Annotated in this window: 18 protein-coding genes; 4 read left to right on the forward strand and 14 right to left on the reverse strand. The window is 64.9% G+C overall.

Annotated features, from left to right (window positions below; all coding sequences use genetic code 11):
* Positions 1-4 precede the first annotated feature (4 nt).
* Both S58_RS34305 and S58_RS34310 read right to left on the reverse strand, forming a co-directional pair.
* The gene (locus S58_RS34305; RefSeq protein ID WP_015670036.1) at positions 5-799 is read right to left on the reverse strand and encodes an N-acyl homoserine lactonase family protein; all 795 of its coding nucleotides are present in this window, start codon (positions 797-799) and stop codon (positions 5-7) included.
* A 25-nt stretch (positions 800-824) separates the two neighbouring features.
* Positions 825-1,580 (reverse strand): SDR family oxidoreductase, encoded by a 756-nt coding sequence (locus S58_RS34310; RefSeq protein ID WP_015670037.1) that lies wholly within the window; start codon positions 1,578-1,580, stop codon positions 825-827.
* Between the two features lie 135 nt (positions 1,581-1,715).
* Between S58_RS34310 and S58_RS34315 the strand changes: the two genes are divergently transcribed.
* Entirely contained in the window at positions 1,716-2,606 is an 891-nt protein-coding gene (locus S58_RS34315; protein ID WP_015670038.1) for an AraC family transcriptional regulator, read from the forward strand.
* Between the two features lie 132 nt (positions 2,607-2,738).
* Here the strand turns inward: S58_RS34315 and S58_RS34320 are convergent, their stop codons facing one another.
* From S58_RS34320 to S58_RS34340, 5 genes are all read right to left on the reverse strand, one after another.
* Positions 2,739-3,569, reverse strand: coding sequence for a CarD family transcriptional regulator (locus S58_RS34320; protein WP_015670039.1), 831 nt, complete (start codon positions 3,567-3,569; stop codon positions 2,739-2,741).
* Positions 3,570-4,066: 497 nt separating this feature from the next.
* Positions 4,067-4,405 (reverse strand): ferredoxin FdxA, encoded by a 339-nt coding sequence (fdxA, locus tag S58_RS34325; protein WP_015670040.1) that lies wholly within the window; start codon positions 4,403-4,405, stop codon positions 4,067-4,069.
* 113 nt (positions 4,406-4,518) lie between these two features.
* Positions 4,519-4,836, reverse strand: coding sequence for an RNA-binding S4 domain-containing protein (locus tag S58_RS34330; protein ID WP_015670041.1), 318 nt, complete (start codon positions 4,834-4,836; stop codon positions 4,519-4,521).
* Between the two features lie 13 nt (positions 4,837-4,849).
* Positions 4,850-8,413: a helicase-related protein gene (locus S58_RS34335; RefSeq protein ID WP_042340423.1), complete on the reverse strand. Its 3,564-nt coding sequence runs from the start codon at positions 8,411-8,413 to the stop codon at positions 4,850-4,852.
* Positions 8,414-8,874: 461 nt separating this feature from the next.
* Positions 8,875-9,723 carry a DUF3108 domain-containing protein gene (locus S58_RS34340; protein ID WP_015670043.1) on the reverse strand — a complete coding sequence of 283 codons (849 nt, stop codon included), beginning with the start codon at positions 9,721-9,723 and terminating at the stop codon, positions 8,875-8,877.
* A 534-nt stretch (positions 9,724-10,257) separates the two neighbouring features.
* On the opposite strand from S58_RS34340, the gene rpmB reads away from it, so the two are divergent.
* Entirely contained in the window at positions 10,258-10,566 is a 309-nt protein-coding gene (gene rpmB, locus S58_RS34345; RefSeq protein ID WP_015670044.1) for a 50S ribosomal protein L28, read from the forward strand.
* Between the two features lie 337 nt (positions 10,567-10,903).
* Positions 10,904-12,166, forward strand: coding sequence for a DUF2235 domain-containing protein (locus tag S58_RS34350; RefSeq protein WP_015670045.1), 1,263 nt, complete (start codon positions 10,904-10,906; stop codon positions 12,164-12,166).
* Positions 12,167-12,227: 61 nt separating this feature from the next.
* On the opposite strand, the gene S58_RS34355 is transcribed toward S58_RS34350, so the two are convergent.
* The 3 genes from S58_RS34355 to S58_RS34365 form a co-directional block, all read right to left on the reverse strand.
* Positions 12,228-12,476 (reverse strand): hypothetical protein, encoded by a 249-nt coding sequence (locus S58_RS34355; RefSeq protein ID WP_015670046.1) that lies wholly within the window; start codon positions 12,474-12,476, stop codon positions 12,228-12,230.
* A 159-nt stretch (positions 12,477-12,635) separates the two neighbouring features.
* Positions 12,636-12,872 carry a hypothetical protein gene (locus S58_RS34360; RefSeq protein WP_015670047.1) on the reverse strand — a complete coding sequence of 79 codons (237 nt, stop codon included), beginning with the start codon at positions 12,870-12,872 and terminating at the stop codon, positions 12,636-12,638.
* A gap of 139 nt (positions 12,873-13,011) precedes the next feature.
* The gene (locus S58_RS34365) at positions 13,012-13,218 is read right to left on the reverse strand and encodes a cold-shock protein (RefSeq protein WP_015670048.1); all 207 of its coding nucleotides are present in this window, start codon (positions 13,216-13,218) and stop codon (positions 13,012-13,014) included.
* Positions 13,219-13,656: 438 nt separating this feature from the next.
* Between S58_RS34365 and rpsU the strand changes: the two genes are divergently transcribed.
* Positions 13,657-13,980: a 30S ribosomal protein S21 gene (gene rpsU, locus S58_RS34370; RefSeq protein WP_015670049.1), complete on the forward strand. Its 324-nt coding sequence runs from the start codon at positions 13,657-13,659 to the stop codon at positions 13,978-13,980.
* Between the two features lie 46 nt (positions 13,981-14,026).
* Here rpsU and S58_RS34375 read toward each other — a convergent pair whose 3' ends face one another.
* From S58_RS34375 to S58_RS34390, 4 genes are all read right to left on the reverse strand, one after another.
* Positions 14,027-14,215: a hypothetical protein gene (locus S58_RS34375; RefSeq protein WP_015670050.1), complete on the reverse strand. Its 189-nt coding sequence runs from the start codon at positions 14,213-14,215 to the stop codon at positions 14,027-14,029.
* 228 nt (positions 14,216-14,443) lie between these two features.
* Positions 14,444-16,054, reverse strand: a complete 1,611-nt coding sequence (locus S58_RS34380) for an ABC transporter ATP-binding protein (protein ID WP_015670051.1) — start codon at positions 16,052-16,054, stop codon at positions 14,444-14,446.
* Between the two features lie 129 nt (positions 16,055-16,183).
* On the reverse strand, positions 16,184-17,023 hold the full coding sequence (locus tag S58_RS34385) for an ABC transporter permease (protein ID WP_015670052.1): 840 nt from the start codon (positions 17,021-17,023) through the stop codon (positions 16,184-16,186).
* A complete protein-coding gene (locus S58_RS34390) occupies positions 17,020-17,991 on the reverse strand; it encodes an ABC transporter permease (RefSeq protein WP_015670053.1) in 972 nt (323 codons plus the stop codon). Before S58_RS34390 ends, S58_RS34385 begins: the two co-directional genes overlap by 4 nt.
* Between the last annotated feature and the right edge of the window lie 73 nt (positions 17,992-18,064).

Raw genomic sequence — 18,064 nt, forward strand, 5'->3', positions numbered from 1 at the left:
TGCTTCAGTCGAAATACTCCGGTGCGTACGCAAGCGTGGCCGACTGCGCCGTGTCGTGGTTGAGCCACAGTTGGGCACGCTCTGCATTGACCGTCGCAACGAGTCGCTCCATCGACGCCAGCGTCAACTCGGCGCTTGCATTCATTGTCGGGACGCAACGATGCGCCAGATTGTAGCTGTCATGCGCCGCATCGCCCGACAGCAGCACCGGCCCGGTGTTCGCGAGGCACACCAGCAGCGAGCAATGGCCCGGCGTGTGGCCGGGCGTCGAGATGACGCGCACGGAGCCGTCACCAAGCAGATCGACATCGCCCTCCATCAGTTCGACGCGCGCTTGACGGAGACATTCGTAGAGCGACGGAGTGTAGCCGAAGGCGCCGTAGTCCTTGCCGAACATCGCCTCGTGCTCCCGGCGCTGGATGTACCAGGTCGCATCTCGGAACAGACTCGCGTTACCGATGTGATCGAAATGGGCGTGGGATAGCAGCACCGTCCCGACATCGGCCGGCGCAAGGCCAATCTCCGCAAGCTGAGCGGTGATCGACTTTGCGACGATGCCCCTGATGTTGTGGGCGATGATCCGGCCTTCCGGCGCACCGGCCAGGATCTCGTCGATCCCGGTGTCCCACAACATCCATTCGCCCCTCCGCTGCAGCAGATAAGCGTTGCAACTCAACGTCACCGGCTCGCCATGCCATTTTCCCGGCGTGTAGACGGAACGGTCCGGCGCGATTGCCGTGCCGGCATCGAGCACGTACAGACGGTCGATTGTTGCGGGATCTCCGGCACTGGCGCTCATGGCAATCTCCTGCCTGCGATTTCGATCAGATCGCCTGGCCGCCGGAGACCTCGATCCGCTGCGCATTGACCCAGCGGTTGTCCTCCGACAGCAAGCTCGCAATCATCGGCCCGATATCGTCGGGCAGACCGACGCGGCCGAGCGCGGTCATGCCGGCGAACAGCCGGTTGATCTCGGGATTGTCCCGCACGGCGCCGCCGCCGAAGTCGGTTTCGATCGCCCCTGGCGCCACCGTGTTCACCGCGATGCCGCGGCTGCCCAGCTCCTTGGCCAAGTAGATGGAGAGCACCTCCACCGCGCCTTTCGCTGCCGCGTAAGCGGCATACCCCGGAAACGAGACCCGCGTCAGGCCTGACGACAGGTTGACGATGCGGCCGCCATCGGCGAGCAGCGGCTGCAGCGCCTGCGTCAGGAAATAGACGCCCTTGAAGTGAACATCGACCAGCCGGTCGAACTGCGCCGCCGTCGTATCCGCGATCAGAGCATAGTCGCCATGGCCGGCATTGTTGACGAGGTGGTCGAAGGTGTCGCGCTGCCAGATCCGGCGCAGCCCCGCGCGCAACGTCGCGGCAAACGCCGCAAAGGCGGCGACGTCGCCGGTGTCGAGCTGAAGGGCCAGCGCCTTGCGGCCCATCGCCTCGATCTCAGCGACGATGGCCTGCGCCTCCTCCGCCCGGCTCTGATACGTGATGATGAGGTCACCGCCGCGCCGTGCGATGTGACGGGCGGTGCTGCGGCCGAGCCCACGGCTGGCGCCGGTGACGAGGGTGATCTTGGTCATGGTGGTCCTCCGGTCGGGTTTGACCAGGCCGATATTGGAGACCGGGCGCCGGCGGAGTTGCCGGAACCGCGCCGTTCCTTGCCTGATCCTCCAAAACCGGGTGTGCGCAAGCCGAGAGCAGGCTAAGTTGCGCCCATGACCAGCCTGCTCAATGCCGTCAGCCGCCATGCCGCTGTCCACGCCGATGCAGCCGGCATCGCCACGACCCCGATCCCCGGATTGAGCGCAGTGCGCGCGACCACGCCGAGCGAGCTCGTCTATGCGATCTCTCGGCCACTGGTGTGCCTTGTCGTGCAGGGCAGTAAGACGGTCACGATGGGGGCGCGGAGTTTTGCGTTTTCCGCACGTGATTCGCTGATCATCACCGCCGACGTGCCGACCGTCAGCCAGATCACGCGCGCGAGCCGCGCGGCTCCCTATCTGTCGCTGGTGCTGGAGCTGGATCCCGCGCTGATCGCGGAGCTGATCACGCAGATGGATGGCACGATGGCGGCGGACGGTTTCGCCGTCCGGGTCGAGCCGACCGACGCGGAGGCGACTGACGCCGCGCTCCGGCTGATGCACTTGCTCGATCGTCCCGCCGCGGTACCCGTGCTACAGGCGCAACTCGTGCGCGAAATGCATTATTGGCTGCTCGCCGGCCGGCATGGCGCGGCGATCCGCCGGCTCGGCGGACCTGACAGCCACGCCCAACGCATCGCCCGCGCAGTGGCGCTGCTGCGCGCCGAGTTCGCTCAGGCCCTGCCGGTCGAGCGGCTCGCGGCTGTTGCCGGCATGAGCCTGTCCTCCTTCCATCAGCACTTCCGCAGGCAGACCTCGCTCTCGCCGCTGCAATTCCACAAGCAGCTGCGGCTGATCGAGGCGCGGCGGCTGATGCTGGCCGAAGGCATGACCGCGAGCAGTGCGGCGTTTGCCGTGGGGTACGAAAGCGTGCCGCAGTTCACGCGCGAATACGGGCGCCTGTTCGGCCGTCCACCGGTGCGAGACATCAAGGCGGCACGGGCCAAAGTGGAAGCTGTTGCGTGAGCAGCGCGCGAGAGCCGTGACGAAGGACCTTTCCAGCCACGACAGCGCCGCTCGGACTGGGTCCAAACAAAAAGCCCGACCTCTCGGCCGGGCTTTCTTAAGCAACTAATTGGAAAACGCGCTAATGGTCGATCAGGCGGCTTCATCCGCCACGGCGGTATCGTCGCCGTCGATGTCATCGCCTTCGGCCTCGGCATCACCCTCGGCGACCGCATCGGCTTCGGTCTTGGCACCACGGCGCGGGCTCTTGGCGAGCTGCGTCTCGATCTCCTTGACGGCCTCGGTCTCGGTCGAGTGCTGCACGACGGCGATCTCGCGCGACAGACGGTCGAGCGCCGCTTCATAGAGCTGGCGTTCGCTGTAGGACTGCTCCGGCTGCGACTCCGAACGATAGAGATCGCGCACGACCTCGGCGATCGCAACGATGTCGCCCGAATTGATCTTCGCTTCGTATTCCTGGGCGCGGCGCGACCACATCGTGCGCTTGACGCGGGCGCGGCCCTTCAAGGTCTCCAGCGCCTTCTTCACCAGCGTCGGGTCGGACAGCTTGCGCATGCCGACATTGGCGACCTTGGCGGTCGGCACGCGCAGCGTCATCTTGTCCTTGATGAAATTGATGACGAACAGCTCGAGCTTGGCGCCCGCGATCTCCTGCTCCTCGATGGCCAGGATCTGGCCGACGCCGTGAGCCGGATAGACGACGAATTCGTTGGTCTTGAAGCCCTGGCGCTGGGTCGGCAGCTTCTTCTCCTCGACGCGCGGCGCGGCCGCAACGGGAGCAGCCGGCTTGGCGGCGACGGCGGGCTTGGCCACAGGGGCAGCAGCCGCAGGAACGGCGGTCTTGGTGGCAGCCTTCGGCGCAGCGGCGGCCTTGGCGGGCGCGGGCTTCGCAACAGAGTCCTTTGCAAGAGTGGTTTTAGCGGCGGATGCTTTCGCGGCAGTCTTGGCAGTCTTTTCAGGCATTGCGCTTCTTTTGTTCTTGGTGGACTTGGCAGCCGAGGCCTTCGCGGCAGCCCGAATCTCCTTTACAGGAGTACGGGCACGGCCCTTGGAAACGCTGCGGCTCGCCGCGGCGGCTTTTTTTGTACTCTTGGAAGCACTCTTTTTACGCGTTTTCTGTGACACAGCCTGCGCGCGGAACTGCCACGCCCCTGTTTGATGTTGCGGGAACCTAAAAGGGCGGCCAAAAATATACGCATGGCCGGGTTCGGCTCTGAGAATGTGCCATATATAGCACATTTCCCGCAAAAATCAATGATTTAGAGGCCGCAGGGGCGGTATTGTGACGGATCCGCGAAGTTAGGGTTAAGTCAACCGTGCCGGATTAGAACACTCATGCAGCGCTTCCCGCCCGCTGCAACACCTGCTCTAGGCCCTTGTTTCCGCGTAACGATTTCCGATGGGCCGAGACACACCGCAGATGACCGGCGCTGGTCCAGCGCCGGTACCGAGGTGACCCGTCAGTCTCCTGCACCAGGCTTCGACGAAAAATATTTCTCGAATTTTCCGTCCTCGCCGTCGTGCTCCTTGGCATCCGCCGGCGAATCCTTCTTCTGGGTGATGTTCGGCCACGACTTGGCATATTCGGCATTGACGCCCAGCCACTTCTCCAGCCCCGGCTCGGTATCCGGCTTGATCGCGTCGGCCGGGCATTCCGGTTCGCACACGCCGCAATCGATGCATTCGTCCGGATGGATCACCAGCATGTTGTCGCCCTCGTAGAAGCAGTCTACCGGGCAGACCTCAACGCAATCGGTGTATTTGCATTTGATACAGTTTTCGGTGACGACGTAAGTCATCCAGGGCTCCGGAACGGATCGACAAATCGGCTGGCCTGCACTAGCGCAGGACGTGTTGTGCCGCAAGTGAAGCGCGGCGAAGAACTGAATTGGAATTGCGCCGGCGCAACCGATCAGGATCGTCCGCCACCGTCGAGATCGTCGTACAGGCCGAGCACCGAGGTTGCATCGCCGCGGCGTTCGGCGAAGCCGGTCACCTTGAGCACGCGCACGCGGCGATCGAGCGCGACCGTCAGCACATCACCGGTCTTCACGCCATGACCGGGAGAGGTCTCGCGCACACCGTTGACCCGGACATGGCCCGATGACACCAGAGCCGCGGCGCTGGTCCGCGCCTTCACCAGCCGCGCATGCCACAGCCATTTGTCGAGGCGCTGGCGCTCCGACGGGGTGTCGGACGTCGGCGTTGTCCTTCCGACCGCTCTTGCCAACCGATCCTGCCGCTCAATCCTTGCGGTTGTTCGCCGCGAGCTGCTCCTTCAGCGCGGCAAGCTTGGCGAACGGCGAGTTGGGATCGACCGGACGGTCACGATCCCGGCCACCGCCACCGCTCGAAGCATAGGGCCGCAGGGCCGGGCCACTGTCGCGCTTATCGCGGCCGCCCTTGCCGAAGTCACGGCCGCCACGTCCCTCGCGATCGCCGCCGAACTTACCGCCCTTGTTGCGGTCGCGGTTCTGCTCGCGCCCCTTGGCATCGTGATCGCGGCGCGGCCCCCGATCCTCGCGCGCCGGCGCCGCGGCGCCTTCGGCTGGAGCAGCCCCAGCCTCCGGCGGACCCTTGCGGAAGTCCTTGCCGAACTCCTTCATCCGGTCGCGTCGGCCATGGCCGCGATGATGGCGTTCGCGCGCCTCGCCGCCTTCGGCCGGAGTCGCCCCCGCAGGCGCCTGCCCGCCAGCAGCGGCCTGCCCGCGATCATGCTGCGGGCGGTTGTGCCGGCCGCGCTGATGATGGTCATGGCGCGGCCTGCGCTCCTCGGAGCGCCCACCCGGCCGCCAGACCTCGACCAGAACCGGTTCCGCGGCAGCGGCGGCCTCAGCCTCTGCTGGAGCAGATTCAGGGGCAGCCGCCTCGGAGGCAGCAGGCGCGGCGTCCGCGCTGGCAATCTCGGCCGGAGCAGCCTCGGCGGATTCCGTCTGCGCCGCCTCCGCAGGAGCAACGATCTCCGCCTCGGCGACACCGCCCTCGGCGGCCGTCTCCGCCGCGGGCGCTTGATCCGGCGCATTCGGCGTGACGAAATCAACGGTCGGCAGCGACGCCAGTGCAGACACTGGCGCGGCCGGCTCGTCGGCGGCAGCTTCGGGCGTAGCGACGACCTGCTCGGTCACCGGAGCAACCGCAGCCTCGGCGACCGTCGGAACCTGTTCATCGGCCGACTCAGCGGCGACCACCACGACGTCTTCGCTCGGCGCAGCCTGGGCTTCAGCAGGTTCGGCCGGAGCGGCGCCGGGAGCAGCGGCCTCGGCGGGCTTCTCGGCCGCTGTCTCAGGCGCCTTTTCAGTTGCCTTTTCAGTTGCCTTGGGCGGCAGCGGCGGCCGCTTCTCCATGCGATAGCCGAGCGCGCGCAGGATCGAGGCGAAATCCTCCCCGGCAGAGCCGGTGAGCGAGGTCATCGCCTGCGTCACCACGAAGCCACGGCCGTCGAAAGCGCCTGCCGGCTTCTCACCCTGCGCATTTTCGCGCCAGGCCAGAGCAGGACGAATCAGGTCGGCGAGGCGTTCCAGAATATCGACGCGGACGGCGCGCTCGCCGGCCTGCTTGTAGCCGAGCACCCGGTAGGCATCGCGCGGCAGCGCCTTGTCGACGGGGAAAGACGTGCGCCCCGAGCTTGCCAGGTGCTGCGCGCCGGTCAGCGCCGACATGTCGACATTGCCCTGCTTCTCGGCCCACAGCAGCGCTGCCAGCGCCCGCCCGGCCGGCTTGAGCAGCGCCGGGACGTAGATGTGATAGGCGCCGAAACGGACACCATATTTACGCAGCACCGCGCGCGAAGGCTGGTCGAGGTCCTTCATCTCGCCGGCGATCTTGGCGCGCTCAATGACGCCGAGCGCCTCTACCAGCTGGAAGGCGATGCCGCGTGCGATGCCCGTGATGTCCTCGGCCTTGGACAATTCGAACAGCGGGCCGAGCAGCTTCTCGATATGCGTCTTCAGCCACAGATCGAGCCGCGCCTGCACCTTGTCGCGTGCCGCGCCGGTGAGCCGCTCGTCCGCAATGATCCGCAGCCGCGGATGCAGCGCGTCGTCGGCCGCGACCAGCTTGGCGACCGCGTCACCGGTCCAGCGGACGGTGCCGTCGGCTGTGAGCACGATGTGCTCGTCGGGCGCGTTGGAGAGCTTCTCGGCGCGCGTCTCGATCTCGCCGGCCAGCGCCTTCTGGGCAGCAGCCTGCAAGGCCTTGGCCTCCGAGCCGGCTTCGGCGGCGTCGGGCGCAAAGGTGAAGCCATCCAGGCGGCCGATCGCGTGCCCTTCAACGATCACTTCGCCGGTCTTGCCGATTTCCGTATTCAAAACACTGTTCTCCCGCAGGCGCCGCATCAATACACTGGTACGACGATCAACGAAACGCTCCGTGAGCCGTTCATGAAGGGCGTCTGACAATTTATTTTCGAGTTCGCGGGTAATCCCCTGCCAATGGTCGGGATCACCAAGCCAATCCGGCCGGTTGGCAACGAAAGTCCAGGTACGAATCTGTGCAATCCGCCCCGACAGCGTATCGATGTCGCCGTCGACGCGGTCGGCCTGATCAACCTGGGCAGCATACCAGGCGTCCGGAATCCGTCCCTTCTGCATCAGGAAACCGAACACGGTGGTCACCAGCTCGGAATGCGCGGCCGGCGAAAGCCTGCGATAGTCAGGGATCTGGCAGGTTTCCCATAGACGCTCGACAGCCGCAGCGCCATGCGCCATGTCGCGCACCTCGGCGTCGCGGACGGCGTGATCGAGCACGCGCAAATCTTCCGTGGTCGGCGCACGCGTCAGCGCCTCGTGCCCGGGCGCCAGTGCCAGCGACACCTGGAGGGCGCTCAGAGACGAGAAATCCAGCTTCGAGTTGCGCCATTGCAAAACCTTCACACTGTCGAAGGCGTGGCTCTGCAGCGCATTGACGAGCTCGGGCTCGAACGGCGCACAACGCCCGGTAGTGCCGAAGGTGCCGTTACGCGTTGCGCGCCCGGCGCGGCCGGCGATCTGGGCGAATTCGGACGGGGTCAGGCGCCGGAACTGATAGCCGTCATACTTTCGGTCCGAGGCAAAGGCGACGTGGTCGACATCGAGATTGAGCCCCATGCCGATGGCGTCGGTGGCGACGAGATAGTCGACATCACCGTTCTGGAACATCGCCACCTGCGCGTTGCGGGTGCGTGGCGACAGCGAGCCGAGCACGACAGCGGCGCCGCCATGCTGGCGGCGGATCAGCTCGGCGATCGCATAGACTTCGTCGGCGGAGAACGCGACGATCGCGGTCCGGCGCGGCTGCCGCGTGATCTTGCGATCGCCGGCGAATTCGAGCTGCGACAATCGCGGCCGCGTCACCATCGAGGCGCCCGGCAACAGCCGCTCGATCATGGGCCGCATCGTCGCTGCACCTAACAGCAGCGTCTCGTCGCGGCCACGACGGTTGAGGATGCGATCGGTGAAGACGTGGCCGCGCTCGAGATCGGAGGCGATCTGGATCTCGTCGACGGCGAGGAACGACACGTCGAGATCCCTCGGCATAGCCTCGACGGTCGACACCCAATAACGCGGGTTCTTCGGCTTGATCTTCTCTTCGCCGGTGATCAGCGCCACGGCCTCGCTGCCGACCCGATCGGCGATCTTGTTGTAGACCTCGCGCGCGAGCAGCCGCAGCGGCAGGCCGATGATGCCGGAGGAATGCGCGAGCATGCGCTCGATCGCCAGATGCGTCTTGCCGGTGTTGGTCGGGCCGAGCACGGCAGTGACGCCGTTTCCAGCAACGCGATCGGGCGTACGCTCGAAAGGCGAGGCAGCCGAAGAAGACGAAAAAGCCATTCGTTAAATTTGGGTCTCGAAGCCGGCGTTGCAGGCGCGCGGGTCAGGCGCGATGGATGCTGGATTTGTCGTGTTTCTGAGAGGCTGCGATCCTCACCCCTGTCTCACATTGCTACGCATATAGGGACGCAGCTTAAGCTTCGGAACGCCTTGGGAACGAATCGCGAAGGAATCGCTGACTCCTGCGGCTTTCCGGCTTCGTTCACCGCAACATCTCGCGCCCTGCGTTTGGTACTCCACTAGATCAAGCTTTTTGCTGATCCACAAGCAACGCTTTCGCCATGGAACCGACACACCTTTCCCTGAGGTCCGAGTCGAATCAGAATCAGGGAAGAGTCAAACGGATTCGTGAGAGCACGGACGGCATAGCAGCGCGTGCCGTGACACCAACATTTCGGACCGCGGGGCGCGAATCCGGGACGACGAGCATGGGACACACAGGAAAGCGGTCGTGCGCACCGCTACTGCGTCTTGGCGACGTGCGGCATGGCCTGGGTGATGAACGACGTCGCCTCCAGCGTTGCGGTTCCCAGCGGCGTCGGAATCACCATCTTGAACGGCACCAGCACGCGGGTGCCCGCGATCGGCACGAAGAAGATCTCCATGTTGCGGGCCTGGGCCAGATATTTCACGACCGGCCGGTCAGGGATGTAGCCCGCAACGGGGGTGAAGTAGATCGCGCAGACCAGCGCCGGGCCGCGATACCCCTTATCCGCCTTCACGTTCTCCATGCGCTTGTAGTCGAGCTTGAGCTCGTAGCGCATGCGGCCGTCGAACACCGGCGCCGCGCCATGACACGATTCCGGCGCTAGCAACTCGCCATTCCCGGGCACCCGCACCAGCGACGCGGTCATCGGATCGAGCACGCCACGCTTGTGCGCGTCTGTTACCGGAATACGGTCGGGATCGACCGGCGGCGCGGGCTCGATGGCAAAATCCTTCACATTGCCATTCTGCAGATTGATGCGAATCTGCTCGGATTTCTTTCCCGTGCTGGTCGAGGCCTGATAGCTCTGGCCGACCAGAGCGCCGTTGACGACGCGCCCCTGCACCGAGCCGGTGCCCGACCCTTGCGAGAAGCTCTTGAGCAGCCCGGCGGTGCCGCCTTGCGCGGAGGCGCCATACTGATCGTCGCCAATCTCGATGGCCCAGGTGCCTTTGCCTACGGGAATACCGGCTAGCGACGCCGTGTATTGCGCATCGAGCCGGGCCTGCGCCTGGGCGTTCTGCGCCAGCAGCAGCAGGCATAGGGCGGAACCGGCCGCGACCAGGCGGCAGAAGCGAAATAAGGGAGCCGAAATGATGGTCACGTGAGGGATGATCCTGCCGATCCGCCTGCCTGAGCACCGGGCCAATCCGGCGCACCGTCCTTGCTACTTAAGCCAAAAACGCCTTCGAACAACGCGAACCGTCCCACAATGGCGGATTGTCCAGCGCTTTGCGCCCGGATAGCCCCTCGGACCGCCGCCTGCGGTCCCGCCGGGCCGCGTGAACCTGTCCGGCCCCGGTCGGCTCCGCAGACTACCGCCGGACATTGTTCATCCCACCCGAATACGCCCAATATATGGTCGTGCGCCCCGGCTATATCCTTGATTGTACGCCAGCTTTCCGGTTAACCGGCGGCGTCGCGGCGGAACGCCGCGGCAAACGGAACGCGGCCCGGACGCCCCCTCCCCTCGGCATCAGGTAGATCGGCATCACTCCGGCCCTCAAATCCTTGACGAAAAGCCGCATCCCCCCTATAGGACCGCATCTCCCAGAGACGAGCTGGACGAGTTTTGGACCCCCGCGGCCCACCGACACAGGTGGGCGAAGGGTGCGGGGATGAGAGAGGATTTATTGCCATGTCGCGGCGCTGTGAACTGACGGCCAAGGGCCCCCAGGTTGGCCACAAGGTGAGCCACTCCAACATCAAGACCAAGCGGCGCTTCCTGCCGAACCTGTGCAACGTGACCTTCATCTCCGATGCACTCGGCCGCAACGTGCGCCTGCGCGTTTCGACCAACGCGCTCAAGAGCGTCGACCACAATGGCGGCCTCGACGCCTACCTGCTCAAGGCCAACGCTGCCGTCCTGTCGCCGCGTGCGCTGGAGCTGAAGCGCGCCATCGAGAAGAAGGCCGCCGACGCTGCGCCGGTCGCTCAGGCGAGCTGAAGTTCAGATTGACGCAATAGTCCGGCGCATCGCGCGCAGGGCTCAGAGCGAACTGAGTAGACGGAACGGTCGGGTCGCAAGATCCGGCCGTTCTTGCTTGCGGATGACACGGCCTCGCGGAAGTCACGGACGACGGCGTGCAAGGCACACCTAGTGACCTGATGTGCGCACAATGGCTGCGCGTCATCGGGTGCTTCGGGCTCTCGGCCTTACCGCACGCAAAGCGGCCCCCGGGACAACTGCACCCCGGACGAAGTGCCATACGAACCGGCCTCCCCAAGCTCCGCAGGATATTCTACACTCGCCCGGGTAGCATTATTCCGGACATTCCTTTGCCATGAAGAATATTGTCATCTGTTGCGACGGCACCGGTAACGAGATCAGCGAGAACATTTCCAACGTCCTCAAGCTCTATCGCTGTCTGCGCAAGACCGACAAGACGACGCCGCATCAGGCGGTGTTCTACGATCCCGGCGTCGGCACGCTGACTCAGCCTGACAGCTGGCACCGCTTCAAGGCGAATTTCAATCTCGTGCTCGGGCTCGCGACCGGCTACGGCCTCGATGACAACGTCATCAACGCCTACAGCTTCCTTGCCACGCACTACGAGGAGGGCGACCGCATCTTCCTGTTCGGCTTCTCGCGCGGCGCCTACACCGTGCGCGTGCTGGCCGGCCTGGTGCACAAGATCGGACTGATCTCGCCCGACCAGATCAATCTCGCGGGCTCGGGCGTAATCGCCTACAAGAAGTACTCCTCCGACAATCCGAAGGCCGGCCGCGGTATCACCACCGAGGTCGAGAGTACCGACGAAGAGGGACCGATCCCCGAGAACCGCGACGACCAGGCCGCACAGTTCGCACGCATCACCTCGGCACGCTGGCCGACGATCCACTTCGTCGGCGTGTGGGACACGGTGGCCAGCGTGATCGTGCCGCGCACCGATCGCCTGTTCGCGCTGCCGAGCCTCGAGGAGCTCGCCTTCACGATCCAGAATCCAACCGTGAAGATTTTCCGCCAGGCGGCGGCGATGGACGAGCGGCGCTGCATGTTCCGGCTGAAGCCGTGGGACATGCCGCAGACCTTCACGCCGAACCGCTTCAACAAGGCTCAGGCGGGCCCGCAGGATGCCAAGCAGGTATGGTTCGCGGGCGTCCATTCCGACGTCGGCGGCGGCTATCCCGAAGTGCAATCGGCGGTCTCCAAGTATCCGCTGCTATGGATGATCGACGAGGCGGTCGAGGCGGGGCTCGCAGTCAATCCGCGCACGGTGAACCAACTCGCCTGGGGCGTACAGCGCAAGAACAGCCCGTTCTCCTATGTGCCGCCAAGCATTCAGGGCCAGTTGCACAATTCAATGACGCCGGCCTGGCGCCTGCTTGAATTTGTACCGAAGAGCGCGAAGTACAAGGAATGGCCGGAGCGCCGGGTGCATTTCGGATTCTACATTCCGAATTGCGAGCCGCGCTTCATTCCCGACGGCGCCTTCATCCATGAGAGCGTGCTGATGCGGATCGCCGAGTCGCAGGACTATCGACCGGTGAATCTTCCGGTATCCTATGAACGCGTGGCGCTCCCGATCAAACAGAAGACGGAGTAGCAGCGCGGCGCGCCTTTGCCTGCCTCGCGGCTTCTTCGGAAGGCGACCGCAGCGGATTGCCTCAGATCATCCGCAGATGGATGACGCCGTCCGTCACCTCGCCGCGGGCGAACTGCTCGCGCGCCATCTGCTCGAACGCCGTGCGGTTCCGCTGCAGATAGGCCAACGCCTGATTGCGCGTGCAGAAGCTGGTTTCGAGATGACAGACCTGTCGCGTGGCCCCGATTGCGAGCGCGAACGCGATCGTATGGCCGCCGCTACTTGTATCATCTTTGGCAATGCGAACGTCTGTTGCGGTCGACTTGGCCACGTCAGCCTCCTCGGCAAGGAAGGTCGGATCTGTACGCGGAACACTGTCGGGCGTCGCAAGCGCGCATGACCTCCGCGTCTCTTCAAACGCGGACAACGGAGTTGAGGCTCCGATCAATTCTGCTGCGCATCCGCCATCGGAACCTCAGATAGAGAGGTATTAGCGAGCGACCTTCTTCCGTCGCTTCGGCGCCGGGGCGGCATCAGGGACGGCCAGCGCAGCCTCCGCCTCCTTGGCGAGCCTCAACACGCGCAGCCGCTCCATGTTCTTGCGGACCGCGATCGCGCGCTGATCCCATTCGGCACGCGCCTTTGCTCCGTCTTCGGCAGCGACGCGCTGACGCTCTGCCCGCGCCACGCTTTCGGGAGAACGCTCCGACAGCTTCTTGGTGGTCATCGACTGATCCTTCCGAAGAGACGGGTTATCGTCGAGACGCAGAAAGCCCGCTCAATACGGGATCGAGCGGGCAAACCAGCCATTTCAGTACATCCGTGAAATGGCCCGTGACGTCGGACGAGACGTCAGATCAGTGCGATCAGGCCAGCGAGAGATTCTCTGCGCTGGTCTTGCCGCGCATCTTGTCGGTCTTGACCTCGAAGTTCACCTTCTGGCCCTCGGCCAGACCAGCCAGACCAGCGCGCTCAACGGCGCTGATGTGAACGAACACGTCGTTCCCGCCATCCTGCGGCTGAATGAAACCAAAGCCCTTCTGGCCGTTGAACCACTTGACAGTACCTTGCATGTCTATCTCCAAATCATTCATCGCGCGACCATCACGCGATCTCATTCAACTGAGCAATGACTTTGGAAATAGCCCACGGGCACATTCAGAAAGGCACAGCGGCTAATCGAACGACCCCAAGGTAGAGACTTTCCTGGGGATTACAAGGCCGCGGGGGGAAATAGTTTTCCTGGCGGCAAGGCTCGGGACCGACAAAGCTGGCGTTCCCCGCCCACAGGCCTTATCTTCAGAACACCATCGGTATCGGGCAAGGCCTTCGATGGCTGAGAGACACATTCGTGCTCCCGCCTTCCAACGAAGGGGATCACCGTGTCTGATCGCGACGAACAACGTTCATTTGATTGAAGTCGCCTGTTGAACGCGACGCCCTATCAGGCGCAGCGCCTATCAACTCAACAACACAGAATTCATCGCGAGATGAAGGTAAGGAGGACGCTTTTGCAGGTTCTTGTGCGTGACAACGACGTCGAAAAGGCATTGCGCATCCTGAAGAGGAAGATGCAGCGCGAGGGTGTCTTTCGTGAAATGAAGCGCCGCAGGTCCTACGAAAAGCCGTCGGAGCGCAAGACGCGCGAGAAATCAGACGCGATCCGGCGTCAGCGCAAGGTCGCGCGCAAGCAGGCCATCCGCGAAGGGCTGCTGCCGGCGCCGGTCAAGAAGGTGCCCGTGGCGCGGGCGGGCGTGCTCCCCTCGACGACATCAACGCGGACTGAGCGCGAACGGCCGCAGGGCCAGCTCACACCCGCGACGCCGCGTAGCTAGGCAAGGGGCCGGCAGGCCGGTCGATCGACGCGAACGGAGCTGGCGTTCAAGCCAGCTTTTCCGGCTGTTTGCGGTCGCGAACAGCCGCTTCACGCGCCAGGCGCTCAGCCTTCAACCGCTCCCGGTTCTGGTCGAAGGCGTTCTGCGCTTTTTCATAGTCAGTTCTCGCCGGCTCGGCCGGCTTGAAAGCCTTGTTGGCTTCGAGCACGGTGGCCTTGGGCCTTCGCTCTGACATGGTGATGTCCTCGTTGGAATGGTGAACGCCGTTGCCGCAGCGCGCGCGAGACTCGCACAAGACGGCCACCGTTCAATGACGGTTTCGGCGAAGCCGGGCGCGCGCTCGCTGTCTCGGAAGCAGGTGCTGTTCGGAACCACTGGTGCGGATATGCCAACTGCGTCGTCGAGACAGCATCTGTTATAACCGGAATGCGCCAATTGTGTTGCAACACATTCACGTAAACCATCAGACGACCTGCTGCTTGCGGCCGGGCACGGCGGCGAGTAGCTCGCGCGTATAAGCGTGCTCCGGATTGGCAAACAGCGCCGCCGTGGGCTTCAGCTCGACGATCTCGCCCTTCTGCATCACAGCAATCCGATCGCAGATCTGCGCGGCCACGCGCAGATCATGGGTGATGAACAGCATTGATAGACCGAGCCGCGCTTTCAGATCTTCCAACAGAAGCAGCACCTGCGCCTGCACGGAGACGTCGAGCGCGGACACCGCTTCGTCGGCGACGATGATCTCCGGATCGAGCGCGAGCGCACGCGCAATGCCGATGCGCTGGCGCTGGCCGCCGGAGAATTCGTGCGGATAGCGGCCGATGGCGCCGGCATCGAGCCCGACGAGAGCGAGCAGCTCCTGCGTGCGCTGCAGCGCAGCGGCGATCGGCGTGCCACGCGCGACCATGCCGTCGGCGATGATGCGGCCGACCTTGCGGCGCGGGTTCAGCGAGGCAAACGGATCCTGGAAGATCATCTGGATGCGATGGCGCTGCGCCCGCAGTGCGCGGCCCGAAAGCCGCGTGAGGTCGATGTCGCCGATGCGCACGGTGCCGCGATCGGCCTCGATCAGCCGCATCACCAGCCGCGCGACCGACGATTTGCCTGAGCCGGATTCACCGACGAGACCGAGCGTCTCGCCCTGATGGATCGCGAAATTCACCGCATGCGCGGCGCACGTTTCGCGGTTCGGCCGGAACCAGCCGGTCGGCGTCACGTAGGTCTTGTCGAGACCGATCACCTCCACGGCGCGCGGCGCATCCTCGCGCGACTGGCGCGGCGGCGGGTCGAAGGACGGCACGGCCGCGAGCAGCGCCTTGGTGTAGTCGTGCCGGGGATTGCCCAGCACGGCCTCGGCCGCGCCCTCCTCCACCACCTTGCCATGACGGAGCACCACGACCTGGTCGGCGATGTCCGCGACGACGCCGAAATCATGGGTGATGAACATCACCGCCATGTTGTGGCTGGCCTGCAGGTTGCGGATCAGCTTCAGGATCTGCGCCTGCGTCGTGACATCGAGCGCGGTGGTCGGCTCGTCGGCGACCAGCACCGCCGGCTCGAGCGCCAGCGCCATTGCGATCATCGCGCGCTGGCGCTGGCCGCCGGACAGCTGATGCGGATAGGCGCGGATGATGCGCTCCGGATCGGGCAGCCCGACCTCGCGCACCAGCGCCAGCGCCTTGGCGCGGCGCTCCCGCGGCGTCAGCAGGTCGTGCGCCTCGAACACCTCCATCAGCTGGTCGCCGATGCGCATCAAGGGATTGAGCGCGGTCATCGGCTCCTGGAACACCATCGCTATGCGCCGGCCGCGCAGATCGCGCCAGCCATCTTCATCCACGGTGAGCAGGTCGCGGCCGTCGAAGCGAATCTCGCCGCCCTCGACGTTGACCGTATCCGGCAACAGGCCGAGCAGCGCATGCGCGCACATCGACTTGCCGGAGCCGGACTCGCCGACGACGCAGACGATCTTGCCGGCCGTGAGATCGAACGACACGCCATCGACGGCATGCGCACGCTCGGCACCCTTGGGCAGCGCGATGCGGAGATTTTTGATGGCAACGACGGGATCAGCCATGCCTCACCGCCACCGGTCCGTAGGGTGGGCAAAGTGGAGCGTGCCCACCATCGGCAGCTGAGCTTGGCAATCGGTGGGCACGGCGCGTTGCGCCTTGCCCACCCTACGACAGCAATGGTCAAACACCGCTCACCTGCCCTCTCGCGAGAGGCGCGGGTTGAGCGCATCGTTCAACCCCTCGCCGATCAGATTGAGGCCGAGCACCGACAGCAGGATCGCGACGCCGGGGAACACCGTGATCCACCACGCCTGCCGAATGACGGTGCGGCCGGCGCCGACCATGTAGCCCCATGAGATCAGGTTGGGATCGCCGAGGCCGAGGAACGACAGCGATGACTCCAGCAGGATGGCGGTCGCGACCATCAGCGAAGCCAGCACGATGACAGGCGACAGCGCGTTGGGCAGGATCTCGCGCCAGATGATCCACGAGTTGCTCTGCCCCGTGACGATCGCGGCCTGGACGTATTCGCGGGTGCGCAGGCTCAGCACCTCGCCGCGCACCAGCCGTGCGACCGGCGGCCAGCTGACGAGACCGATCGCGGCAACGATCGAATAGATCGAGGGCTGCAGGATCGCGACCAGCACGATGGCGAGCGCAAAGCTCGGGATGGTCTGGAAGAACTCGGTGAAGCGCATCAGCGCGTCGTCGACGCGGCCGCCGAAATAGCCAGCGATGGCGCCGAGCGGCACGCCGACGATCAGCGCCACCAGCGTCGAAACGAGGCCGACCAACAAAGACACGCGCGCACCGAAGATCAGCCCGGCGAGCACGTCGCGTCCCAGTGCATCGGTGCCGAGCGGCACGGCGGACAGCGTGAACGGGGCCACGAACGGCCGCTGCACCATGCGCCACGGCGAGTTCGGGAAATAGAACGGTCCGGTCACGGCGATCAGGATCGCCAGAAGCAGGATGACCAGTCCGATGACGCCGCTCGGGCTACGCAGCATGGTCCGCCAGAACTGCCTCATGCCGAGAACTCGATGCGAGGATCGACCAGACGGTAGACGAGATCGGTGACGAGGTTGAAGATCAGCACCATGGCCGAGGAGACCACGAACACGCCGAGGAGCAGATTGTAGTCGCGCTGGATCAGCGCGTCATACATCAGCCGGCCGATCCCGGGCCACGCGAACACCGTCTCGGTCAGCACGGCGCCGCCGACCAGCGTTCCGGCATGGACGCCCGCCAGCGTGACCACCGGCAGCAGCGCATTGCGCAGGACGTGCCGGCGCAGGATGACGCCGTCGCGCAGCCCCTTGGCCCGTGCAGTCTTGACGAAATCGAGCCGCTTGACCTCCAGCATCGAGGCGCGGGTCATGCGGGTGTAGGTCGCCATGAAGAACAGGCCGAGCGTTGCGGCCGGCATCACCAGATGCGCGCCGACGTCGAGCGCATGGCGGAGACCGACATAGCCCGCGCCGACGGTCTCGTAGCCGAAGCTCGGCAGCCAGTCGGCCCAGACCGAGAACAGCAGGATCGCGATCAGCGCGATCCAGAACAGCGGCGTGGCGTAGAAGACCAGTGCGAGCACCGTGATCGCTGTATCGAGAACGGTGCCGGCAAAGCGCGCCGCCAGCACGCCGAACAGGATGCCGAGACCGAGCGAGATGGCAAACGCCGTGAGCGTCAGCAGCAAGGTCGCCGGCAGCCGCTCGGCAATCAGCCTGGCGACCGGGGCCTGCTGGCGGAACGAGAAGCCGAGGTCGAGGCTGGCGATGCCCTTGACGTAGATGAGAAGCTGCTCCGGCAGCGGACGATCGAGCCCGAATTTCTCGCGCAGCTGCGCCACGAAGATCTGGTCGGAGGCGCCGGCCTCACCGGCCATGACTACGGCGGGATCACCCGGCGCCAGCCGGATGAGAAAAAAGTTCAGTACGATGATGGCGAGTAGGACGATGACGCCCTTCACGAGGCGCTGGGCGATGAAGGAGAGCATGAAAGGCCCGTGGTGGTCGGCGCGGCAGGATCGATGATGCAGCGGAGCGCGGCGTCCATGGCCGCGCCCCGCG

Origin of the sequence: Bradyrhizobium oligotrophicum S58 (assembly GCF_000344805.1) — a bacterium.
GTDB lineage: Bacteria > Pseudomonadota > Alphaproteobacteria > Rhizobiales > Xanthobacteraceae > Bradyrhizobium > Bradyrhizobium oligotrophicum.